Raw genomic sequence first — 23,588 nt, forward strand, 5'->3', positions numbered from 1 at the left:
TCATGCCTCCTTTAAATTGTGAATCATCATGATTGCGTCATCGTTGTCGTCATAATAGTAACCGGGCCGACGGCCGGCCACGGTAAATCCCGTTTTTTCATAGAGTTTTATCGCGGCAATGTTGGACGCCCGCACCTCCAGAAACACCTGGCGCAGGCCCATTTTGCGCGCCCGCCGGATCGCCTCGTCCATCAACAGCCACGCGCCGTGGCGGCGCTGCCAGGGCCGGGCCGTGGCCACCTTGAGGATGTGCATCTCGTCAAGGACCCGGCGAAAAAAAATATACGCGGCAATGTGGTGGGTGGCGGCGCAACGGGCCGTCATTCCGCCGGCGTGGGACGCCGATAACTCCAGGGCCACAGCGGCCATACTCCATGGATCCTTGAAACAGTCGGTTTCGATTGCGGTGATGGCGGGAATATCGGCCGGTGTGATACCGCTGGTATAGAACAGCGGAAGATCATTCGCCACGCTTGTTGCCTTTTAAAATGCTGCTGGCAATGGAGATGCTTTTCTTGCCGAACGCTTCCACCGTAAGGATCAGGTCGGCCAGCGGCATGTCCTGCCGAATCCGTATCGCCTTGATGAGAATTGGCAGATTCACGCCGGACAGCACCTCCACCTGCCCCTCTTCAAGAAAGGAGTAACTCAGGTTTGACGGGGATCCTCCGAACATGTCGGTAAGAATCAGCACACCGTTTTCCCCTTTGACCGTTTTTATACCGTCGGCGATTTTTTTGCGAAGCTTGTCCGCGTTTTCGTTCAGGTCGATGGAGACCGCCGCGAGTTTTTCGGGCTTTGAGCCGAGAATAAACTGGGCCGCTTCGATCAATGCGTCGCCGAGCTTTTCATGGGTGACTATCAGTATGCCGATCATGTGGTCTGGCCCGCCTCTTTGAGGTCTCTGTGTGATATTTCCACGTGGCGCTCCTCCCGTTTTTTCATGTGGTTGAACACAGCGGTCGCCACTGCCACGCTTCGGTGGCATCCGCCGGTGCAGCCCACGGCCACGGTCAGGTATGCTTTGGGCTCATTCTTGTATAAAGGCAGAAGGAAGTCAATCAAGTTTAAGAACTTTTCCAAAAAAGCGCTGCCGGTGGAGTGATTCAGCACATGGGCGGCCACGTCGGCATCCGTGCCGTTTTTATGCTTCAGGGGATCCACGAAATAGGGGTTGGGCAGAAACCGCACATCCATGATGATGTCCGCGTCATGGGGTATACCGTACTTGTAGCCGAAGGACATGACGTGAATCCGCATGGGCATGTGGTCGGCGCTTTTGCGGATTCTGGCCAGCAGGCGGATTTTCAGCTCGTGAATGGTCAGCGTGGAGGTGTCGATGACGGTGTCCGACGACGCGCGCAGCTCCTCCAAAAGTTCCCGTTCCCGCCGAATACCGGAAACCAGCCCCTTGTCCCCGGCCAGGGGATGGTGCCGCCGGGTCTGACTGTAACGCTGGATCAGGACATTTTCCCCGGCTTCAAAAAAGAGAACGGTCAGCCGGTATCCCTGGGCCTTGAGGTCGTTGAAAACAGAAGGGTAGGTGGCAAGAAAATCGGGCTCCCGCAGGTCCATGACAAAGGCCAGCCCCGATATGCCGGATGCGGTGTTTACCGGGATTTCCAGAAATTTCGGCAGCAGGGCCACCGGCATGTTGTCAACGCAGTAAAACCCGGCGTCTTCAAAAACATCCAGGGCCGTGCTTTTGCCGGAACCGGACAGGCCGGTGAGAATGTGAATGATGAAGTTGCGCATAGCGGATCACGGCTCTTCGTCATACTCCTCGATGATCTCCAGCACGGTATCCGCGTCCTGGGCGTCGGCCAGCCGCTGCCTGAAAATATCGTTTTTCAGCAGCTTGGAGATGCGGGAGAGCAGCATGAGGTGCAGCTCGGTGGAACCCTCCGGCGTAAAGAGCAGAAAAAAGATGTGGACCGGCCGGCCGTCCATTGCGTCAAAGTCCACGCCTTTGCGGCTCAGGCCGGCGCACAGGATCACGGTTCCCAGCTCCTTGAGCTTGCCGTGGGGAATGCCGATGCCACCGCCGATGCCGGTGGTGCCCAGACGCTCCCGTTCCATGAGCATGCGCACCAGCTTGCTGTGCTCAATGCCTGAAATTTTTGCCGCCGGAACGGTCAACTCCTCCAAGACCCCTTTTTTGTCCCGGGCCTCCAGGTTGACAAGAACCGCCTCCTTACGCAGTACATCCAGAAGTTTCATGTTTACTACCTTTATAAAACAGCCGCCGGTTTCCCAGGTTGATATGCCAGAGTGGAAAAATACGTCACTTGGCCGGCGATGTCAACCCGGGGCAGGAGACCGCGCAAGACGGGGAAGGAGATGCTTTTTCCCGGTGCAGTCCGTTTTCCCGGTGCCAAAAGTCCGAAAGGAGTGCCCCTTTACGGCAGGTCCGTGTCCTCCCGCTTGGCGGCTTTTCGGGTGGCCGGCCGGTGCTGCTTGATCTTCTGTTTGTTTTTCTTGATCTGTTTTTCGATTTTGTCCATGACCAGGTCGATGGCCGCATACATGTCCTCTGTTTCTTCCTTGCCGATGATATTGAGCTTGTCCCCGGTCAGGTTGATCTCCGCGATGTTGCGAAATTTTTCCACCGAGAGCAACACCTCAGCTTTGGCAGGGGAGTCGAAGAGCCGGTCGAACTTGTTGAGTTTTTCCGACACAAACTGTTTCAGGTGCTCCGATGCCTCCAGGTTCTTGAATGTGACTGTTACCTGCATGACCATTCTCCTTAAAATTGTTTGCGCTTGGTGGATGACAGGATGCCCATGGCTTCCCGGTATTTTGTCACCGTGCGCCGTGCGATGTTGATGTTGGCCGCTTTGAGTATGTCAGCGATCTTGTCGTCGCTGAAGGGCTTTTTGGGGTTTTCGTTTTTTATGATCTGCCGAATTTTGTCCTGTACGCTGACCGACGCCATGCTGTCGGCGCCGGTCCGGTTGATGGCGCTGTTGAAAAAGTATTTCAATTCAAAGATGCCCTGGGGTGTGTGGGCGTATTTGTTGGTGGTGACCCGGCTGATGGTGGATTCGTGCATGCCGATGTCTTCGGCCACATCCCGCAGGATCATGGGCCTGAGGTGGGCCACCCCCTTTTCAAAAAAATCACGCTGAAACTTGAGGATGCTGTTCATGACCGCGTAGATGGTCTTCTGCCGCTGCTGAATGCTTTTGATCAGCCAGGTGGCGGACCGGATTTTTTCCTGCAGGTACTCTTTGGCCTCTTTTGATCCGGCGGCCCGGCCCCGCATCGCCTGCCGGTAGTAGGGGCTGATGTGCAGTCGCGGCAGGTCGTCGTCGTTTAAAACAATGACAAAATCGTTTTCGAATTTGTGAACATAAATATCGGGAATGATGTACCCGGCGTCCTCCTGCTTGAAGCTTCTGCCGGGCCGGGGCTCTAAGGTCCGGATCAGGTTGACCGCGGCCACGATCTCTTCCGTGTCGGTTTTCAGTGCCCTGGCAATGACCTTGTAATTTTTGGACTCCAGATGCTTCATGTGGTTGTTCAGGATGCCGGCGATCACCGGGGTGTCGATTCCCAGCTGGCGGGCCTGGATCAACAGGCATTCCGCAAGGGTCCGGGCGCATACGCCGGGCGGGTCAAAATTCTGGAGCATGGCCAGAATGGTTTCCACCTGCTCTATGGGCGCGTTGGCCGTGGCCGCGATCTCCGCCACATCGGCCTTGAGATAACCATCGTCATCCACGTTGCCGACGATCAGGCTGGCAATGGCCTCTTCCTGGCCGGTGGGCAGGGTCATGAGAAACTGCCACAGCAGGTGGTCCTTTAAGGACTTGTGGGAGGCGACAAAGGATTCATACTGGGGCTGCTCCCTGGCCTCGCTTTCAAACTGGACCCCGCCGTAGGAGTTGTATTCATTGAGGTAGTTTTCCCACTCCACCTGGTCGGAGATCTTTTCTTCAATAGAGACCTCCTTTTCCGCTTCAACCCTTTCGGGAAGGGCCTCCGCTTCCCTGTCATCGGTTGAGAGCTCGTCTTCGGGCGCTGTTTCCGGGGCCTCTTCCAGTGCCGGATTTTCGGACAGTTCCTGCTGGATCATGTCCACCATCTCCAGCCGGTTGAGCTGCAGCAGCCGAATGGCCATCTGCAGCTGGGGGGTCATGACCAGTTGCTGGCTCAGCTTGAGGTGTTGTCGCAGATCAAGGGCCATACTATAACCTGAACCCCTCTCCCAGATAGATGCTTTTCGCGGTTTTGCTCTCCGCGATCACCTGCGGCGTGCCGGCCTCAATGATCTGCCCGTTGTTGAGAATATAGGCTTTGTCGCAGACCCCCAGGGTTTCCCGCACGTTGTGGTCCGACACCAGGACGCCCAGGCCCCGGTCGGTGAGGTGCTGAATGATGGACTGAATATCGGCCACGGCCAGCGGATCAATGCCGGCAAACGGCTCGTCCAGCAACACAAAAGCGGGGTTGGTGGCCAGGACCCGGCAGATCTCCAGGCGGCGCCGCTCTCCGCCGGAGAGCAGGCCGGCCCGCTGCCCGGACAGGCGCTCAATGCCCAGCTCTTCCAGCAGGGTATGGGTCCGTTCCACCTGCTGCGCCACGGGCAGGCCCAGGTATTCAAGAACGGCCCGAATGTTCTGTTCCACCGTCAGTTTTTTAAAGACCGACGACTCCTGGGGCAGGTAGCCGATGCCCTTGCGCGCCCGAATGTGCATGGGATCGCCGGTTATATCGTCGCTGTCCACGGCGATGGCGCCGCTGTCGGGACGGATCATGCCCACGGTCATATAGAACGTGGTGGTTTTGCCGGCGCCGTTGGGCCCCAGCAGGCCGGCCACCTGTCCGCTTTCCAGCTCCAGGCTCACCGCGTTCACCACGGGCCGTCCGCTGTAATGTTTCACCAGTTCCCGTAAATAGAGTACCGCCATGCCGGTGGTTCCTGTTATTTTTCCGTCTGGTCGTCGTTTTTGGATCCGTCCGGGTGGATCACCGCCTGAACCCTTGTTTCCCCGCCGCTGATAACGGTGACGCTTTCGGTTTCCGTGTGCAGGGTGATGGTGTCTCCGGAAATGCGGCCGCTTTTGCCCGTGACCGTGGAGCCGGGCCCCATGAGTACCACCCGGCCCGATTCCCGTGAATAGACGGCCTGGTCTGTTTTTGCAACTTTGTCGTCAAACAGAATGGTGACATTGCCCGTGGCGATGATCTCCCTGACGGTTTTGCCGGTACCGGTGTCAAGCCGGTTGGCGGTTCCGGGCGCCTGAGTGTCCGGGGCCGGGCTGTAAAAAACCTGAAGGGTGTCGGCCTGAATGTCAAATTTTTCGCCCACGGCGCGGACATTGCCGGTAAACTCGGCATAGTCGGCCCGGCTTTCAGAGACCAGCCGGTCCGCAGAGATATGAATGGCCTTTGCGTCGTCCTGCGGGGGGGGTGGTGTGTCGGCCGACGCGAAGAGCGCCGGAAAAACCAGAAAACAGATTGTCAGCAGTCCGGTTTGTATTTTCATTGTGTTCCATATGCCTGTTTCGATTGCCGGCATTATTGAAGCGCCAGTGCGTCGTCGGTGATGCGGCCGGTTACGTTTCCCGACAACACCGCCTTGCCGGATGTCATGTCAAAGGTCATGGAATTACCGGTAAAACGGAACGAATCCCCTGTGACGACAACCGGTTCGACAGAGTAAAGTATATGCCGGTTGTCGTTATAATGCAACGTCTGGGCATAAATTTTGCGAGCCCGGTTTTCCACCACCACCCCGCCGGAAAGGGTGGCGTCGCCGGTCTCGGTGGACAGCTCTCCCTGTTTCGCGGTGACCACCGAAGGGGTGCCGTCTTCGGCAAGAAACGTCAGCGTCACATTTTCAAACACCGCCTTTTTGTCACGGGCCAGAAGAGAGGCGGTGTCGGCGGTCAGGGTGTGGGAGATGCGGCCTTCCTGAACAAAGGTCTGGGAAACACCGGTCATGGAGATATCAACACCTGTGTCGGCCTGTTCAGTCGCCGCCGGCGGTACTGAAAGGGGCCGGCTCTGTACCAGCAGATAGATCACGGCACCCAGCGCGGCAAAAACGGTGATCATGAGAAACAGGGATATGGGCCGGGTGTATCGCATGAAGTGTCTGGATTCCGAAAGATGCTAAAGAAATTTTCCGGCGGCCGTTTTCCACAGGCCCCGGGCGTGCAGTATGTGTTCACACACTTCTCGGACCGCGCCCCTGCCGCCCGGCGCACGGGTGACAAAAGCGGCCGTGCTTTTTACCGCCGGATGGGCGTCGGCCACGGCAATGGCAAGCCCCGCCCTTTTCATCAGGGGAATGTCGGGCAGGTCATCACCCATAAAGGCCGTCTGACCGGCCTGAACCCGGCACCGGGCAAGGATTGCTTCCAGGCACGCGGCCTTGTCTTTTACATTGTCGTAAACGGTGGTAATGCCCAGCTCTTTGCATCGTCGGTTCAGGGCATCAGAGGAGCGGCCGGTGACAATGCCCACGTCAATGCCGCTGCGGACCAGCATGCGCAGCCCCAGGCCGTCTTTGACGCTGAAGGCTTTTGTCTCCGTGTCGGTTTCGGTGTAAAAAAGGGTGCCGTCGGTGAGCACGCCGTCCACGTCCAGGAGCAGCAGGCAAATGGGCTCAAACAGTGAAAGATCGATGTCATGCATGGCCGGCCTGCTCGGTTGCCGCCTGCCGAATGGCCACCAGTGCGGTCAGCAGGGGCTCGACCTGTTCCAGGGGCAGGGAGTTGGGGCCGTCGCACAACGCCTTGTCCGGGTTCCGGTGGACCTCCAGGAAGATACCGTCCGCGCCGGCCGCCACCGCGGCCCTGGCCAGGCAGGGCACGAACTCCCGCTGGCCACCGGAGCAGGTGCCCTGTCCCCCGGGAAGCTGAACGCTGTGGGTGGCGTCAAAGATCACCGGTTTGCCGGTCTGCTGCTGCATGATGGGAATGGCCCGGAAATCGACCACCAGGTTATTGTAGCCGAACATGGCGCCCCGCTCGGTGATCAGAATGTTCTCGTTGCCCGCGGTTCTGGCCTTTTCCACCACCTGGGTGATGTCCCAGGGCGCCAGGAACTGCCCCTTTTTTATATTGATGATTTTTCCCGTGGCCGCCACCGCGGTGATAAAGTCGGTCTGGCGGCAGAGAAAAGCCGGTGTCTGAATGATATCCAGAACCTGGGCCGCCGGGCCGATCTGTGATTCCGTGTGAACATCCGACAGCACCGGCACATGCAGCCGCTCTTTGACCCTTCTCAGAATGTCAAGCCCCAGGTCCGGGCCCGGTCCCCGGAAGGAGTGGACGGAACTGCGGTTGGCTTTGTCGTAGGATGCCTTGAATATAAAAGGAATCCCCAGCCTGTCGGTGACGGTTTTCAAAAACTCGGCGGCCTGCAGGGTGGTGTCATAATCCTCTATGACGCAGGGGCCGGCAATAACAACCAGGGGGGCGCCCCCGCCGATGGAAATGTCGTTTAAAACAATGGTGTCGGTCATGCGTTCTTTCCTGGAAACGGTTTTCGTGTCCTCATAACAGCTGGATGGACACTTCCTGGTGAACCCGTTGTTTGTCTATGGCCTTTTGTATCCCGGAGAGGTGCTAAAGTCAAGGTGTTCGCATGGGGCGCAGGGTGCCGGGAGGTAATGATCCTGGCGTGAAAAGAGGAGGGTGTCAGGACCGTCAATAGGATCGAAGTAAAAACGGGCTGAAGGATGTTGACTCTTGAATATAAAGGCATTCCCTGATATGGTTACTCAATTTTTAAACAGCCGGTCGTTTGGAACGGTTTCTTTTTGCAAGGAGGTGGATGGTGCGCAGCAAAAGCGACGGAAAATCAAGAGCATGGCCGATAATTCTGATGCTGATGCTGGCTGCCGGCGCCGTAGCCCTTCTGATCCTGTTTTTTCCCCGGCTGGAGGGGAAAGCCCCGGTTGTGGCATTTTCCGATTTTAATCCCGCCATTGGAACTTCTTCCTCCTTTACCGTCTCTGTCTCTGATGACAAAAGTGGCCTGCGCCATGTGTGGATGGCATTGCTGGTCGACGGCAGGGAGGTGGTGCTGGCCGACGAGTCGTATACCGCGCCCGTTTCGGAAAAAGACTTTAACCTGACCATCGAGCCGGGCGCCATGGACCTGCCCGACGGGCCGGCCCTGCTGCGGATTTCGGTAACGGACAACGCTGCACGGAACTGGTTAAAGGGGAATCTCACCTACCTGGAGCAGGCCGTGACCATTGACACCCGAAAGCCGGACGTGTCGGTGATCAGCCGGCAGCACTATGTGAACCAGGGCGGCGCCGGCCTTGTGGTTTACCGGGTGGCGGAACCGGGCACCACCCACGGGGTGCTGGTGGGGGACAACTTTTTCCCCGGCCACCAGGGAGTGTTTAGCGACAAAACACTCTGTCTGGCCCTTTTTGCCGTGGATCATCGCCAGGGCAAAGACACGCCGCTTCTGGTTTCTGCCACCGACGCGGCGGGCAACACGGCAAAAACCGGGTTTTACTACCTGATCAAGCCCAAAACGTTTCCCAAAGATGTGCTGACCATATCCGACACCTTTTTAAACCTGAAGATGCCCGAGTTTGATCTGCCTGAAGAGCCGGCGTCCCTGCTGGACAAGTTTGTGACCATCAACTCCGCGGAACGCAAAAGAAACGTGGAAAAGATCGTGTCCCTGTGCCGGACATCGGACAGCGCCCTTCACTGGAAGGGAGATTTTATCCGGCTGCCCAACGCGGCCCCCAGGGCCGGGTTTGCCGATCAGCGGGAGTATGTCTACAACGGCAAAACGGTCAGCCATTCCGTCCACATGGGCATCGACCTGGCCTCACTGGCCAATGCCGAAGTGCCGGCGGCCAATGCCGGCCGTGTGGTGTTTGCCGACTGGATCGGCATTTTCGGAAAAACCGTGGTGATCGATCACGGGTGCGGGCTGTTTTCCATGTATTCCCATCTTTCCACCATGGATGTGACACCCGGGAAGATGGTGGAACGGGGCACGCCCATCGGCCGGACCGGCATGACCGGCATGGCGGCCGGTGATCATCTCCATTTCGGCATGATGGTTCACGGCACGTTCGTCAATCCGCTGGAGTGGTGGGACGCGGCGTGGATCACCAACAACATTACCTCGAAAATAGAAGCTGTGGCGGACCTGCCGCGGCTGTAAACGGCCGGCGGCTGGTGCTGCCGTGCATGTGAAAGAGACGACAATTGACCGGAGAAGAGACGCGCGCGTCAACGGAAGAGAAGCGGTCCGACGGCAGGAGCAGCCTGCGGGAAAATGTGGAGGCCGTGCTGGTGGCGGTGCTGCTGGCCCTGTTTATCCGGACTTTTGCGGTCCAGGCCTTTAAGATCCCCTCAGGCTCCATGATTCCGACACTTCAGATCGGAGACCATATTCTGGTCAACAAGTTTGTCTACGGGCTGGAGGTGCCGCTGCTGCGAATGCCCCTGTTTGACGGAAAGGATCCGGCCCGGGGCGATGTCATCGTGTTCAAGTATCCTGAAGACCCGCAGAAGGATTTCATCAAGCGGGTGGTGGCCGTGGGCGGGGATGTGGTGGATATTCAGAACAAGAAAGTTTATGTGAACGGCGAACTGCTGCCGGATGCCTACGCCATTCACACCGACGCCCGCATGGTGCCGGTACGGGACAACCTGGGACCCATTCATGTGCCCGAGGGCAAGCTGTTTGTGCTGGGCGACAACCGGGACAACAGCCATGACAGCCGGTTCTGGAAGTTCGTGGATATGGAGGCCGTGCGCGGCAAGGCGTTTATCATTTATTGGTCGTGGAACGACCGGCCGTCCGGCGTGACCGACCGGGTGCGGTGGGGCAGAATCGGCCGAATGCTCAGGTAGGGGGGGAAGATGGGGCTTTCAACACGCGATATTCTGGACATGGGGTCGCTGAGTCGCAAGGACATTTCCCTGGTTCTGGACACGGCCCGGAGCATGAAGGAGATATCCCTGCGGCCGGTAAAAAAGGTGCCCACCCTTCGGGGAAAAACCGTTGTCAGTTTTTTCTATGAGCCCAGCACCCGCACCAAGGTCTCTTTTGACGTGGCGGCCAAGCGGCTTTCCGCTGATTCGATTTCCCTTTCCGTGGCCACCAGCAGCATGACCAAGGGAGAGACCCTTCTGGACACGGTGAAAAACCTGGAGCGCATGAGCCCGGACGTGGTGGTGATCCGCCATTCGTCGGCCGGCGTTCCCCACATGCTGGCCCGCCACGTGTCGGTGCCGGTGATCAACGCCGGTGACGGCATGCACGCTCACCCCTCCCAGGCCCTTTTGGACATGATGACGGTGCAGGAGAAAAAGGGCCGCATCGAGGGGCTGCGGCTGGCCATTATCGGCGATATCGCCCGCAGCCGGGTGGCCCGGTCCAACGTGGAGGGGTTTTTAAAGATGGGGGCCAGCGTGGTGCTGGCGGCGCCGCCCACCATGATTCCCGTGGGAGTGGAGACCTTTGGCGCGGACGTGACCCACAACGTGGACGAGGCTATTGCCGGCGCCGATGTGATCATGATGCTGCGCATTCAAAAGGAGCGAGCCGCCGCCTTTCTCTTTTCCACGGTCCGGGAGTATGCCAGAACCTACGGCCTGACGGCCAATCGATTGAAGAACGCCAAAAAGGACGTTCTGATCATGCACCCCGGCCCGGTAAACCGGGGCGTGGAGATCGCGCCCGAGGTGGCCGACGGCCCCTACTCCGTGATACTGGACCAGGTGGAAAACGGGGTGGCGGTGCGCATGGCCCTGTTTTATCTTGTGATGGGAGGTCAGCGGGATGCTGGTGATTAAAGGCGGACGGGTCATTGACCCCGGTGTGCGGGACGGAATTTACGATATCGTGATCGCCGACGGGAAGATTCGCGGGATTGTTGAAAGCGCAACCGGCGCCGTGCCCGCGGAGGGGGTTTCCCGGTGGATCGACGCGTCCGGAAAGATCGTGGCCCCGGGCCTGATCGACATGCATGTCCATTTCCGGGAGCCGGGATATGAATACAAGGAGACCATTGCTACCGGGTGCGCGGCCGCGGCCAGGGGCGGGTTTGCGGCGGTCTGCCCCATGCCCAACACCGATCCGGTCAACGACCATGCCCAGGTGTGCGAGTTTGTCCGCGGCCGGGCGAAAGCCTGCGGCGTGGGCGTAAAGGTGTGGCCGGTGGGTGCCGTCAGCGTGGGCCAGGCCGGAAAAGAGCTGGCGGAGTTCGGCGAGTTGAAGGCCGCCGGCGCCGTGGCCCTGTCCGACGACGGCCATCCCGTATCTGACGGCCAGCTCATGCGAAGGGCTTTAGAGTATGCAAGGGGTTTCGGCCTGCCGGTGATCTCCCATTGCGAGGAGCTTTCCCTGGTGGGGCCCGGCGTGATGAACGAAGGGGCCTTTGCCGCGCGCCTGGGCCTGGCCGGTATTCCCAATGCCGCGGAAAGCGTTATGGTGTGCCGGGACGTGGCCCTGTGTGAGCTGACCGGGGCGGCCCTCCATATCGCCCATGTAAGCACGGCAGAGTCGGTGCGGATTGTTCGGGAGGCCAAAAAGCGGGGCGTGCCCGTGACCGCGGAAACAGCCCCCCATTTTTTCATGCTTACTGATGAAGCCGTGGGGCTTTATGACACGTCGGCCAAGGTCAACCCGCCGCTTCGGTCCATGGCCGACCGGGAGGCGATTCGGGAGGGGCTTGCCGACGGCACCATCGACGTGATCGCCTGCGATCACGCGCCCCATTCGGTGCTTGAAAAAGAGGTGGAGTTTGACGCGGCGGCCAACGGCATCAGCGGCATCGAAACCTCCCTGGGCCTTTGTCTCTCCCTGGTCAATGACAACGTGCTCTCCATGGCCGGACTGATTGACAAAATGTCCATGGCGCCGGCCCGCATTCTGGGAAAACCGTGGGGCCTGAAAGAGGGGAGTCCCGCTCATATTACCATTATTGCTCCTGACAGCCCCTGGGTGGTGAATGCAAAAACCTTTTTCTCCCTTGGGAAAAACACCCCGTTTGACGGGTGGGAGCTTTCCGGCCGGGCCGTGATGACCATTGCCGACGGCCGGGTGATTTTTGACGGCCTGACCGCGTGATACGCCGGCCGGGTTTTTTGTTTTCAATCAAAGCAAAACCATAAACCGAGGAGTTTTTCCCATGGCAGGCGCCAAGGCCAACATACTGGTGGTGGACGATGAACTGAGCATGCGGGAGCTTCTGGATGTGATGCTTTCCCGTGAGGGATACAAGGTGGCCTGCGCCGAGGACGGCACCCAGGCCCTTTCCATGCTGGGGGAGATGAAATTCGATCTGGTGCTGTGTGATGTGCGGCTGGGCGACATGTCGGGCATTGATGTGCTCAAAGCGGCCAAAAAGGCCAATCACGACACCGTTGTGATCATGATCTCCGCCTATGCCACCACCGAGGTGGCGGTGGCGGCCATGAATGAGGGGGCCTATGACTTTGTGCCCAAGCCCCTGGACAGTGCCGAGCTGAAGCAGACCATTATCCGTTCCCTGTCCCTGCGCACAGTGGAGCAGGAGCGCCAGGCCCTGGACAACAGCCTGGAGGACCACCTCTATTTCGAACGCATTGTCGGCAGCCATCCCAAGATGAAGCATATCTACAACATGGTCCGGCAGGTGGCCCAGACCAGGACCCGGATTCTGATCACCGGAGAGAGCGGCACCGGAAAAGAGCTGATCGCCCGGGCCATTCACGAGCAGAGCGACAGGGCGAACCACCCCTTTGTGGTGGTCAACTGCGGCGGTATTCCGGAAAACCTGATGGAGAGCGAGCTGTTCGGTCACAGGAAAGGATCGTTTACCGGTGCTGTCATGGACAAGAAGGGGCTTTTCACCATTGCGCACAAGGGCACCATCTTTCTTGACGAAATCGGCGAGCTGAGCATGCCCCTGCAGGTCAAGCTGCTGCGGGTGGTCCAGGACGGGGCCTTCAAACAGGTGGGGGGAACAGAAGAGATATCCGTGGATGCCAGAATTCTTTCGGCCACCAACAAAAATCTCTCCCAGGAGGTGATTGACGGCAATTTCCGGGAGGACCTGTTTTACCGGCTCAATGTGATTGAGTTGAACGTGCCCCCCCTTCGTGAGCGCAAGAGCGATATTCGGGTGCTGGCCCAGTTTTTTGTGGAAAAATTTTCAAAAGACCTGGGCAAGGAGGTGATTAAGCTCTCCTCCTATGCCCTGGACATGCTGGAAAAATACAGTTTTCCCGGCAATGTGCGGGAGCTTGAGAACCTGATAGAACGCAGCGTGGCCCTTTCCACCACCAATATCATTCTGCCGGAAAGCCTCTCCCTGGCCGTGCACAAGCGGCGCTGGATCGAGGGGGTGCCGGGCCGGCGGTTCGACCTGGAGGAGGTGACCAAGGGGGTGGCGCTGGATGAGATTCTGGCTGACATTGAGCGGGCCTATCTTAAAAAGGCCCTGGAGAGCAGCGGGGGCAACAAGAACCGGGCTGCCGAACTGCTGGGCATCAGCTTTCGCTCTTTTCGGTACCGGTTGGACAAGCTGAATGTGCCGTGGGACGAAGAAGAATAGAGTGAAGGCGTTTTTATTAAGGCGCATCTCGGACGTTGGGTAATTTCAGTGCAGCCGATGGCTTTTAAAAGGGGCCAGTGCACCTACTAAATTGGAAAAGACCCTTATATTATTGATGCGCTGGAAAAAAACAGGGACGCAGATCGCGGAGGGTGGTGACAAAATTTGTGAAAAATCGCACAAAATTTGTAACCTCTGAGCGGCCGGTTTGGGTGGTTTTGCTTTTCCGCAGGACCCCAGCCAAGGATCATATAGGTTTTAAATGTTATAAAATCAATATATTATGTTTTATCTGGGTGCTTATTGAAAAAATGGCACCCTTTTTGCTTTTTAGTTTGCACACATGATTTGGAGCAGATCGCCCGGTGATATTGTTTTTCACCAGGCGCGGAAAGGAGGACGGTTACCACAAAACAGGAGGACAAAAAAAGGAAAAAGGCGTACACTGAACGTAAACCAATGAACCACAAAATCACCAACACCAAACCAAGGAGGATGTTATGTTAAGAAAAATGAGAGCAAAAGTCACACTGGGAACCCAGGGCTTCACCCTGATTGAGCTGATGATCGTTATCGCCATCATCGGTATTCTGGCCGCCATCGCCATTCCCAACTTCATCGCCTACAGAAACAAGACCTTCTGTTCGGCCACTGAATCGGATGCCAACTCCATTGCATCGGCGATTGCTGACTACTTCTCCATTCCGGCCAACGTGTCGGTTACCGACGGCTCTCTTGAGAGCGACGCCAACGGCAAGACCTATGTGGGGACCGAGCTTTCCAACGGTAACACCTGGGATGTCGACGCCACCAACATGGACAATATCGTCATAGAGGTTACGGATGTGTCCGGCCGTTGCCCCGACGATTATCAGACCGCCATGGACGCCACCGTCAGCCCCCGGGGTTACTGGGATGGCAACAGCCTGTACGTCAAGAGCATGACCATGGAGTAGACCACTGGTCTGAGCAGGTTTTAAAAAGGGGAGGCATTTGCCTCCCCTTTTTTTGTTTTCGTTTATTTTGCGGCTGGCCCCGGCAGGCAGGCAGAAGATTCTTTTCGATGGAATCATTTGTTTAAAAGCGCCAGAGGATTGTGCCGTCCTCCACCGCCACTCGCGTGGCAAAACCATGCATACCGCCTACCGGGGTTGTTTTGTGTTGTAAAAAAACTGACCCTGGTATAACATTTTGAAATGTAATTATAAAAATTTGATTTAACAATATGAAAGCCCGAAAAACCGATGATTTTTTCAGCACCATGTGATGACACGGCCGCCGCTGTTGATACCGGCGGATCATGGCGATTGGTTGCACGACTGTTACTGGCGGGTGGGCTGTTGCTGGCGACCGGTTGCATAGTGATTCTGGCGTCGGTGCCGCCGGTGAGCCGGGATGCGCTGATTCATCACCTGGCTGTACCCAAAATGTATCTGCGCCATGGAGGGCTTTATGAGATTGCCTCCATGCATTTTTCGTATTTTCCCATGAACATGGACCTGCTTTACCTGGTGCCCCTCTATTTTAAAATCGATATTGCCGCCAAATATGTCCATTTTCTGTTTGCGCTGTTTTGCGCCGGACTGATCTATCGGTATCTGCGGCAGACTTTGAATCGGAATTATGGTCTTCTGGGGGCTCTGTTTTTTCTGACCCTCCCGGTGATCGTGAAGCTGTCGGTAACGGTTTATGTGGACCTGGGCCTGATCTTTTTCTCCTGGGCATCGCTTTACCTTATTATTCAATGGCATGACGCCGGCTTTCCCCCCCGTCGCCTGATCCTGGCCGGTATTGCCTGCGGCCTGGCCCTGGGCACTAAATACAACGGCCTGCTGCTGCTCCCGATCCTGGGAACCCTCATCCCGATTCTTTATGCATCAGAAAAGAACAGAGCCGTTTTTCATGAAAATTTTCGGCTGCGGTACAAAAACGCTTTTGCCGGACTGGGCTGGTCCGCGATATTTATAGTGATTGCTCTGATTCTTTTTTCTCCCTGGATGATTCGCAATATGGTCTGGAAGGGCAACCCGGTTTATCCTTTGTATAACAGCGTTTTCAATCCGCCCGCGCAGCCGGTTTTTTCAGAAACGGTTGAAAAAGAAGAGACACCGGCAAAAAATGCCTTCTGGATGCGGCGTCATGTCTATAAAGAGTCTTTCTGGCAGACACTGTCAATTCCGGTTCGGGCTTTTTTTCAGGGGCAGGATGACAACCCCCGTTATTTTGACGGCCGGTTGAATCCGTTTCTGCTGCTGCTGTCCCTGGCGGCGTTTATTCGTGCTCGGCAACCGTGCTTCCCGGCCTTTACCACCCATAGAACGGTACTGGCCCTGTTTGCCCTGCTGTTTATACTGTTTGTCCTTTTCCAGACCGATTTTCGTATTCGATATATGGGGCCGGCCATTCCTCCCCTGGTGGTGCTGTCTGTTTTTGGCATTCGCAACCTGTCAGACTTGGCGTCGCGGCAGACCGGCGCCATAAAAAAGGCGGGGCAGGCCGCGGTCACAGCCGTGGTGCTGCTGGCGCTGTTTTTGAACGGACACTATGTTTACAGCCAGTTTTCTCATATCCGGCCGCAGGATTATCTTTCCGGGGCCGTGGATCGGGGAGCTTATATCAGCCGGTTCCGTCGGGAGTATCCGGTGATTGCCCACGCCAATAAGGTCCTGCCTGCCGATGCCCGGGTGTTGTGCCTTTCCATCGGTGACCGGACCTACTACCTGGACAGAGATCTCCACCTGGCCGAGGATTTTTATGATAAAACCGGCGGGCGGTATTCGGAAGCGGATGTGATAAACAAACTGACCCGGTACAACACCACCCATGTGATCATCGACAGGGGGGTACTTTTTGACTGGTTGAGGACATTGCCCACAGAGGATCGGGCGGTTTTTTTAAACGTGTTTAAAAACAACACCCGGGTGCTGTATGAAGAGAACAATGTGCTACTGCTGGAGCTGGCGCTTCAGTGAGAGGGGGAAGGACCGGGACCATGCGCGCGCGCAATTTTTTTAAGCAGGGCCCCCCGCTGGCCTATGGCTGGTATTTCATACCGGTTTTTGTCATTGCGTTGATCGGTTTTGGTGACTCGATCTACCTGGCTGTTTCCCATTATCGTAATTATGTGGATATGGGATACCAGAGTTTCTGCGCCATATCCCGGTCCCTGAACTGTGACACGGTTTCTCAGAGTCCTTATTCCATATTTTTAAACGTGCCGGTTCCTGTATGGGGTATTTTCGGATACGGGTTTTTTCTTTTTCTGCTGGGCGTTGCCTGGCATCCCACCGCCGGCAGAAAGCGGGTCTGGACCCTGCTTTTTGTCATCAGCCTGGCCTTCAGTGTGTACAGCGTGGTGCTGGCCCTGATCTCATCCTACCTGATCCGCAGCTACTGCATCATGTGCATTCTCAGTTATGCCGTCAACCTGGCCCTTTTGTTTTATGCCTGGATGATTCGAAAGCGGTTTGGATGTGAACCTTTTGCCAGTGCCCTGGTCCTGGATATTCGTCACCTTCTGAATTTCAAAAAGACAACGATACCGGTTGCCGCTGTATTCGGCGTTGTGGGTCTGGCCATGATGTTGGCTTTTCCCGACTATTGGCACCTGAGCCCGCCGCCCCTGTCCGCCCAGACACGCACAGGCGTTACCGCGGAGGGGCACCCCTGGATCGGCGCCCAACACCCGAAGCTGGAGATTGTTGAATTTACCGACTACATGTGTTTTCAATGCAAAAAAATGCATTTTTTTCTTCGGCGTCTGGTTGATGCCCATCCCGACACCCTTCGTCTGGTCCATCGACATTTTCCCATGGACCACGAGTATAACCCGTTTGTAAAAGAGCCGTTTCATGTGGGTGCCGGCAAACTGTCTCTTATTGCCCTTTATGCGCAGACGCAAGAAAAGTTCTGGGAGGCCAACGACCTTCTGTTTACCCTGGGGAAAGCGGATATAAAATTAAAGGACGTTCTGAATCCGCTGGGGCTGGAGGTGACCGGACTGGCTGACGCGCTTGAAAACAGGGGTCTGGAAAGGGTGCTGAGGCAGGATATTCATGACGGTCTCAGGATAGGTATTACCGCCACACCCTGCTATGTTATCGGCGATTACGCTTATGTCGGCACCATACCGGCGAATATTATAAACGAGGCAATCAGGCGGTGATGTGTCAGGCGGCACACCATTTGTTGCGTGGCGCCGGTGCGGTATGAAAAGGCGGTTGAACTGATCGGAGAAAAGCCATGAATGTTCTGGTGACAGGCGGCTGCGGGTTTCTCGGGTCCCATGTCTGCGAATATTACGCCCGCCGGGGTGACCAGGTGGTCTCCTATGACAACATGACCAAGCATGAGCTTGAGCGGGCCGGGTTTGCCACGGGAAAAGCCAGAAATCATAACCGTGATTTTCTGGCCGGCCTGGGCGTGGACCTGGTCACGGCCGACATCCGCGATGCGGAGCAGTTGATCGACAGCGCCGCCGGGTGTGACTATATTGTTCATACTGCGGCCCAGCCTGCCATGACCATCAGCGTGGAAGATCCGGCCCTTGATCTTTCTTCTAATGTGATGGGAACATTTAATGTACTGGAGACGGCCCGGCGGTTGAAAGTTCCCGTGGCGTCATGCGCCACGATCCATGTTTACGGCAACCGGATCAACGACACATTGACGGAAGGTCAAGCCCGCTATGCCCGGCAGCCCGAGGCCATTGACGAGGATCATCCCGTTCTTGAGGGCACCCTCACCCCCCTTCACGCGTCAAAGGCCGGGGCTGAGCTTTATGTGAGAACCTATATCGAGACCTACGGGGTGACGGCGGCCAGCTTTCGGCTCACCGGCATCTACGGGCCCCGCCAGTTCGGTGGCGAAGACCATGGATGGGTGGCCAACTTTGCCATTCGAAGCGTGCTGAAGCGCCCCCTTACCATTTACGGCACCGGCAAGCAGGTTCGCGACATTGTGTTTGCCGGCGACGTGTGCCGCGCCTTTGACGCTTTTTACCAGAAGCGCGTGCCGGGCATTTACAACATCGGCGGCGGCCCGAACACGGCCATATCCCTGCTTGAGTGCATCGCTTTGCTGGAAAAACTCAACGGCGAAAAACCGGACATCCGGTTTGGCCCGGACCGGCATGGAGACCTGCGGTATTTTGTCTGCGATGTCTCAAAGGCCCGGTCCCTTCTGGGCTGGCGCCCGGAGGTGAAGCCTGAACCGGGCATCAGGGCGTTACTTGAGTGGATTCGGCAAAACAGGAAATGCTTTGGTTTCACAACTGAATCAAAAGGGAGCCTGTCGTGAAAGCGCTTATTCTGGCGGGGGGCAGGGGAAACCGCATCAACGAGTTTTCCGAAAACAGGAATAAGTGCATGGCCCTGCTCAAGGGCCGGCCCCTGCTGGAGCATGTGCTTTTGCGCATGGCCCCCGAAGACCTGTCCGAGCTTGTGGTGGTGGTCGGCTATAAGGCCACGGAGATTATCAATCACTTCGGCATTCGCTATCAGGACAAGCGTATCCGGTATGTGCTGCAGAAGGAGCAGAAGGGCCTGGTGCATGCCATGGGGTGCGCGAAAGCGGCACTGGAAGGGGAAGATTTTTTTCTGGCCCTGGGCGATGAAGTGCTGACCAGCGACCGGTGCAGTGATATGATTCGAATGTTTAAAGGTGATCCGAACCCCTTCGGCGTGTGCGGTATCGTGAAAGTGGAAAATTGCGACCAGATTCGCAAAACTTATGCTGTTGTAAAGGATGAGCAGAACCGGATATTTCGGCTCATCGAAAAACCGATTCGGCCCATTAACGATTTTCAGGGCACCGGCCATTGCATTTTTAATAACCGGATTCTGGACTATATTGATATAACGCCTTTTCATCATGAACGCCGGGAAAAAGAGTTGCCGGACCTGGTGCAGTGCAGTATTGATGACGGCAAAACCGTTCGTGCGTTTCCGGTGTGCGACCGGTACGTGAACATCAATTCCGTGGAAGATCTGGATGTGGCGGAATCCCTATTGAAAGATGAATAACGGCATCCAATGAGGCAATCAAAGGAAAACATCACCACCGTTCTGTTGACGGCCACCTCTTACCCCCGCGACACCCAGGACTGGCGGGGACGGTTCCTTGCCGACATGGTGGAGGCCCTCTCCGGCCGGCCGGCGGTCTCTCTTCGAACCTGGCTGCCGCCGGGCATTCTTCCGGCCGGTGTGACCACTGCCGCGCTTCCGGAAGAAGCTCGATTTCTGGAGGCCCTTTCCGAAGCCGGCGGCATTGCCCATATTTTGAGGAGTGAAAAATTAAAAGGGATCCCCTGGGCGCTGAAGCTGCTCAGACACCTTCGCGCAGTTTATCAAAGGGAATCCCACGTCAGCGTGATGCATGTCAACTGGCTGCAGAACGCCATACCGTTGTGGGGCAGCCACACCCCGGCGCTGATCACGGTGCTGGGCACGGATTATAAACTGTTGACCCTGCCGGGGATGGTGAGCCTGCTGCGCACGGTGATCCGGCAGCGCAAAACCATCATCGCGCCCAATGCCCACTGGATGCAGGCGCCGCTTGAAGAAAAATTCGGCGATATCGCGCAAATCCGGCCCATTCCCTTTGGTGTTCAGCGAAGATGGTTTGATATTCAAAGGCAATTTTCCGGTCAGGGGATTAACCGGTGGCTGGTGGTGTCCCGGCTGACGGCCAACAAGATCGGCCCCCTGTTTGAGTGGGGCCGTGACGTGTTTGATGCGGAGAACGAATTATGCCTGCTGGGGCCAAACCAGGAAAACCTGCCGGTCCCTGAATGGGTCACATACGGGGGTGCCACCTATCCGGAGGACCTGGAGAGAAAGTGGTTTCCTTCGGCGGCCGGCCTGGTTACCCTGAGCCGGCACGACGAGGGAAGGCCCCAGGTGATTCTGGAGGCCATGGCCACCGGCCTGCCGGTGATTGCCTCGGACATGGCGGCCCATCGGGACGTGGTGATCCACAAAAAAACAGGCTGGATCGTGACCACCCCGGACGATTTAAGACAGGCCATCAATTTTATGAGCGTGCCGGAAAACAACCGGCGTATGGGAGAGGCGGCAAAAATCTGGGTAAAAGAGCACATCGGCACCTGGGAAGATTGCGCCATGCGTTACGAAGCCGCCTATGCGGACTTGACAGGGAAAGTATCATGAAGCATCCAACGGTTCTGCTGCTGGGCGGCGGAGGGTTTATCGGCCGGGCATTGGCCGGGCATCTGTGCCGCACGGGAGGGCCGGTTCATGTCGTGGGCCGAAACCCGGTGAAAAATTTTGAGGGCGGCGCGGTGTTTCATCAGGGCAGCATGGCGGACCGTTCTCTTTTGGAAAGCATTCTTCCCCAATGCGATGTCGTTATTCATCTGGCCTCGGCCACCACGCCAGGTTCCTCAGCCGGCCGGCCTCTGGCGGAAGCCGACACCAACATCCTGCCCACCCTGAAACTGTTGGACATGTTCCGTGATTGTGGAAACCGGTGGATGATTTTTGTTTCATCCGGGGGCACACTTTATGGAAATCCCGAAACGGTTCCCGTAAACGAAAGCCAGCCGCTTTGTCCGCTTTCTTACCACGGTGCCGGAAAGATCGCCATTGAGGCGTTTCTGCATGCCTTTGCGCATGATTCCGGAAAACATGTGACCATTCTCCGGCCCGCCAATGTTTACGGGCCGGGTCAGCCCCTGAGCCAGGGGTTCGGCTTTATCCGTACCGTTCTGGAACATGCGCGCATGGACACGGAGGTGAAAATCTGGGGGGACGGTTCGACGGTACGCGACTTTCTTTATATTGAGGACATGATAAAAGGCATTGAAAGCGTCATGAACGCCGACCCCCATACCGATACCTACAATATCGGCTCCGGAGAAGGCCATAGTCTCAATAATGTAATTAAAACCGTGGAAAAGGTTTGTGGTCGACCCCTGAAGGTCCAGTATTCAACGGCCCGGCAGGTGGACGTGCGCAAGATTGTACTGGATTGTTCGAAAATCATGGAAAAAACAGGATGGAAACCCGAAACATCGCTGGAAGAAGGAGTCCGGTTAACGTGGCAATGGATGCTTCATCAGTAACCCGGCTGGGCGGGGAAACGGGATGAGTGGCCCAATGGATGAAGTCTTCCATCAGGACATCGTCTGCTCGGTCTGTATCGCCAACTATAACGGCGCCAACGTGCTTGCGGCATGCCTGGATTCTGTTTTTCAACAGGCATTTCCTTATCCGTTTGAGGTGATCGTGCATGATGACGCATCCACAGACGGATCGGCCGGCATTGTTGCGGAAAAATATCCGACGGTGCGACTGCTTCAAAGCCGGACCAACGTGGGTTTTTGTGTCAGCAACAACCGCATGGCGGCTGTTGCAAGGGGCCGGTTTATCCTGCTGCTGAACAATGATGCCGAGTTGCACCGGGACGCCTTTGCCACGCTTTATGATGTTGCGGTCAGGCAAAACGTGTATGGCATTCTCGGCCTCCCCCAATACAGCATGGCGACCGGTGAACTGATCGACCGGGGCAGTCTGCTGGACATTTTCTGTAACCCGGTTCCCAACCTGAACCCGTCCCGGCGCGACGTGGGCATGGTGATCGGCGCCTGTCTCTGGCTGCCCCGGCACCTCTGGCAGGAGCTGGGCGGTTTTCCGGAATGGTTTGAGAGCCTTGCCGAAGACATGTACCTCTGCTGTTACGCCCGGGTCAAGGGATATCCGGTCATCGCCCTTGCGGCGTCCGGGTTCAATCATTGGGTCGGCGAGAGTTTTGGCGGCGGCAAAGTGGTCGGTCGCACTTTGCAGACCACCTATCGCAGGCGCACCCGGAGCGAGCGCAACAAAACGTATGTCATGCTGCTGTGCTATCCCGCCCCCCTTGCCCAGGTGTTGGTTCCGCTTCATTTGTTGCTGCTGGCGGTAGAGGGACTGCTGCTTTCAGCCTTCAAAAAAGACGCCCGCATCTGGAAAGAAATTTATTGGCCCTGTTTATTGGCCCTCTGGCGTCGCCGCCACATGCTGATGCGCCTGAGGTGCGAGATACAGGCAACACGGCGAGCCTCCTTAAAGGCTTTTTATTCGACGCACACCTTCTGGCCTCATAAACTGACCATGCTGATCAAATATGGTCTGCCGATATTGAAATAACGCGGCGCAAGATGCGCTTGACAGGGATGTGGCATGGAAAAAGCAGACGATATCGCCGGCCGGGGCGCAACACCGCAACAACCGTTGGTCAGTATCATCACGGTGGTACTCAATGGCGCGGACACCCTTGAGCGGGCCATAAAAAGTGTCGTCAGCCAGACATTCAGGGATTTTGAATATATCATCATAGACGGGGGCTCCACGGATGGCACTCTTGATATCATCCGACGGTACGAATCCCATCTGACCTGCTGGATCAGTGAACCTGACAAAGGGCTGTACGATGCCATGAACAAAGGGGTCGCCCTGTCAAAAGGGGAATGGGTCTATTTTTTGGGTGCGGATGACTATCTGCTCGATGGGTTCACGTCAGCGGCGGCCCGGTTGAAAGATGGAACCACGGTGTACTATGGCAATGTGTATCGACCTGTTGCGGACAGGATTTATGACGGCAGATTCTCCTTCTATAAGCTGGCCTGCCGGAACATATGCCACCAGAGTATTTTTTATCCCAGATGCGTATGGAAAAAATTTTCCTATAATTTAAAGTATCCGGTCTTTGCGGATTATGATTTAAACCTGCGGTGCTTTGTCGATGACGGCATACAATTTAAGTACATACCTGACACGATCGCCGTTTTTACGGATGAAGGCGGCCTCAGCCCTAGGCAGGCGGATAAGGCGTTTGAGAAGGATAAACTGGACCTGATCAAGGCAACTTTTCCTTCCCGGACCCACATGTTAATGCTTGCGCGCACCGGTTTATTGAAAATTTTAGCCGTGCTGGGGCTGCAAAAGACAGCCACCGCAATATATCATTTTTTTCTCAAGGTACGGTTGGTGCCTGCAAAGGGGCGCTCAGGAACCGTTAAGAAGGATGAAAAAGGGTAGTCGCTTGAGTCGGG

The 23,588-nt window shown here is 56.5% G+C and carries 25 protein-coding genes; 14 read left to right on the top strand and 11 right to left on the bottom strand.

The genetic code is table 11. The features are described 5' to 3' along the window. From rimI to kdsA, 11 genes are all read right to left on the bottom strand, one after another. Positions 1-471 (bottom strand): ribosomal protein S18-alanine N-acetyltransferase, encoded by a 471-nt coding sequence (rimI, locus tag DOLE_RS02540; protein ID WP_012173930.1) that lies wholly within the window; start codon positions 469-471, stop codon positions 1-3. Then, entirely contained in the window at positions 461-877 is a 417-nt protein-coding gene (locus DOLE_RS02545) for a PTS sugar transporter subunit IIA (protein WP_012173931.1), read from the bottom strand. The genes rimI and DOLE_RS02545 overlap by 11 nt, the downstream gene beginning before the upstream one ends. Next, entirely contained in the window at positions 874-1,755 is an 882-nt protein-coding gene (gene rapZ, locus DOLE_RS02550; RefSeq protein WP_012173932.1) for an RNase adapter RapZ, read from the bottom strand. The genes DOLE_RS02545 and rapZ overlap by 4 nt, the downstream gene beginning before the upstream one ends. Positions 1,756-1,761: 6 nt before the next feature. Continuing rightward, on the bottom strand, positions 1,762-2,220 hold the full coding sequence (locus DOLE_RS02555) for a PTS sugar transporter subunit IIA (RefSeq protein ID WP_012173933.1): 459 nt from the start codon (positions 2,218-2,220) through the stop codon (positions 1,762-1,764). Between the two features lie 179 nt (positions 2,221-2,399). Then, positions 2,400-2,735, bottom strand: a complete 336-nt coding sequence (gene hpf, locus DOLE_RS02560) for a ribosome hibernation-promoting factor, HPF/YfiA family (protein ID WP_012173934.1) — start codon at positions 2,733-2,735, stop codon at positions 2,400-2,402. A gap of 11 nt (positions 2,736-2,746) precedes the next feature. After that, positions 2,747-4,189 (bottom strand): RNA polymerase factor sigma-54, encoded by a 1,443-nt coding sequence (gene rpoN / locus DOLE_RS02565; protein WP_012173935.1) that lies wholly within the window; start codon positions 4,187-4,189, stop codon positions 2,747-2,749. Between the two features lies 1 nt (position 4,190). After that, a complete protein-coding gene (lptB, locus tag DOLE_RS02570; RefSeq protein WP_012173936.1) occupies positions 4,191-4,913 on the bottom strand; it encodes an LPS export ABC transporter ATP-binding protein in 723 nt (240 codons plus the stop codon). Between the two features lie 14 nt (positions 4,914-4,927). Continuing rightward, positions 4,928-5,491 carry an LptA/OstA family protein gene (locus DOLE_RS02575; protein WP_041280310.1) on the bottom strand — a complete coding sequence of 188 codons (564 nt, stop codon included), beginning with the start codon at positions 5,489-5,491 and terminating at the stop codon, positions 4,928-4,930. Between the two features lie 32 nt (positions 5,492-5,523). Continuing rightward, on the bottom strand, positions 5,524-6,096 hold the full coding sequence (gene lptC, locus DOLE_RS02580) for an LPS export ABC transporter periplasmic protein LptC (RefSeq protein WP_012173938.1): 573 nt from the start codon (positions 6,094-6,096) through the stop codon (positions 5,524-5,526). A 24-nt stretch (positions 6,097-6,120) separates the two neighbouring features. Next, entirely contained in the window at positions 6,121-6,645 is a 525-nt protein-coding gene (locus DOLE_RS02585; protein ID WP_012173939.1) for a KdsC family phosphatase, read from the bottom strand. Continuing rightward, a complete protein-coding gene (gene kdsA / locus DOLE_RS02590; protein ID WP_012173940.1) occupies positions 6,638-7,477 on the bottom strand; it encodes a 3-deoxy-8-phosphooctulonate synthase in 840 nt (279 codons plus the stop codon). The genes DOLE_RS02585 and kdsA overlap by 8 nt, the downstream gene beginning before the upstream one ends. Before the next feature lie 311 nt (positions 7,478-7,788). On the opposite strand from kdsA, the gene DOLE_RS02595 reads away from it, so the two are divergent. The 14 genes from DOLE_RS02595 to DOLE_RS02660 all read left to right on the top strand — a co-directional run bounded on the left by DOLE_RS02595 (position 7,789) and on the right by DOLE_RS02660 (position 23,574). Beyond that, positions 7,789-9,153: a M23 family metallopeptidase gene (locus tag DOLE_RS02595; RefSeq protein WP_052294234.1), complete on the top strand. Its 1,365-nt coding sequence runs from the start codon at positions 7,789-7,791 to the stop codon at positions 9,151-9,153. A gap of 44 nt (positions 9,154-9,197) precedes the next feature. Beyond that, positions 9,198-9,848, top strand: a complete 651-nt coding sequence (lepB, locus tag DOLE_RS02600; protein ID WP_012173942.1) for a signal peptidase I — start codon at positions 9,198-9,200, stop codon at positions 9,846-9,848. Positions 9,849-9,857: 9 nt separating this feature from the next. Further along, a complete protein-coding gene (locus tag DOLE_RS02605) occupies positions 9,858-10,793 on the top strand; it encodes an aspartate carbamoyltransferase catalytic subunit (protein ID WP_012173943.1) in 936 nt (311 codons plus the stop codon). After that, positions 10,780-12,069, top strand: coding sequence for a dihydroorotase (locus tag DOLE_RS02610; protein ID WP_012173944.1), 1,290 nt, complete (start codon positions 10,780-10,782; stop codon positions 12,067-12,069). Before DOLE_RS02605 ends, DOLE_RS02610 begins: the two co-directional genes overlap by 14 nt. Positions 12,070-12,130: 61 nt before the next feature. After that, positions 12,131-13,537, top strand: coding sequence for a sigma-54-dependent transcriptional regulator (locus DOLE_RS02615; RefSeq protein ID WP_012173945.1), 1,407 nt, complete (start codon positions 12,131-12,133; stop codon positions 13,535-13,537). Positions 13,538-14,037: 500 nt separating this feature from the next. Next, positions 14,038-14,493: a prepilin-type N-terminal cleavage/methylation domain-containing protein gene (locus tag DOLE_RS18655; RefSeq protein WP_012173946.1), complete on the top strand. Its 456-nt coding sequence runs from the start codon at positions 14,038-14,040 to the stop codon at positions 14,491-14,493. Positions 14,494-14,781: 288 nt separating this feature from the next. Then, positions 14,782-16,509, top strand: a complete 1,728-nt coding sequence (locus DOLE_RS02625) for an ArnT family glycosyltransferase (RefSeq protein WP_083766504.1) — start codon at positions 14,782-14,784, stop codon at positions 16,507-16,509. Positions 16,510-16,529: 20 nt separating this feature from the next. Next, positions 16,530-17,702: a vitamin K epoxide reductase/DsbA family protein gene (locus DOLE_RS02630; protein ID WP_012173948.1), complete on the top strand. Its 1,173-nt coding sequence runs from the start codon at positions 16,530-16,532 to the stop codon at positions 17,700-17,702. A 77-nt stretch (positions 17,703-17,779) separates the two neighbouring features. Then, complete coding sequence (locus DOLE_RS02635; RefSeq protein ID WP_012173949.1) at positions 17,780-18,835, top strand: NAD-dependent epimerase/dehydratase family protein; 1,056 nt, start codon at positions 17,780-17,782, stop codon at positions 18,833-18,835. Beyond that, positions 18,832-19,560 (top strand): nucleotidyltransferase family protein, encoded by a 729-nt coding sequence (locus DOLE_RS02640; protein ID WP_012173950.1) that lies wholly within the window; start codon positions 18,832-18,834, stop codon positions 19,558-19,560. The genes DOLE_RS02635 and DOLE_RS02640 overlap by 4 nt, the downstream gene beginning before the upstream one ends. Positions 19,561-19,569: 9 nt before the next feature. Then, the gene (locus DOLE_RS02645) at positions 19,570-20,706 is read left to right on the top strand and encodes a glycosyltransferase family 4 protein (protein ID WP_012173951.1); all 1,137 of its coding nucleotides are present in this window, start codon (positions 19,570-19,572) and stop codon (positions 20,704-20,706) included. Further along, a complete protein-coding gene (locus DOLE_RS02650; RefSeq protein ID WP_012173952.1) occupies positions 20,703-21,620 on the top strand; it encodes an NAD-dependent epimerase/dehydratase family protein in 918 nt (305 codons plus the stop codon). Before DOLE_RS02645 ends, DOLE_RS02650 begins: the two co-directional genes overlap by 4 nt. A 34-nt stretch (positions 21,621-21,654) precedes the next feature. Then, positions 21,655-22,683, top strand: a complete 1,029-nt coding sequence (locus tag DOLE_RS02655; protein WP_153304339.1) for a glycosyltransferase family 2 protein — start codon at positions 21,655-21,657, stop codon at positions 22,681-22,683. A gap of 33 nt (positions 22,684-22,716) precedes the next feature. After that, the gene (locus tag DOLE_RS02660) at positions 22,717-23,574 is read left to right on the top strand and encodes a glycosyltransferase family 2 protein (RefSeq protein WP_012173954.1); all 858 of its coding nucleotides are present in this window, start codon (positions 22,717-22,719) and stop codon (positions 23,572-23,574) included. Positions 23,575-23,588: the final 14 nt, after the last annotated feature.

The sequence above is a fragment of the Desulfosudis oleivorans Hxd3 genome (genome assembly GCF_000018405.1).
GTDB lineage: Bacteria > Desulfobacterota > Desulfobacteria > Desulfobacterales > Desulfosudaceae > Desulfosudis > Desulfosudis oleivorans.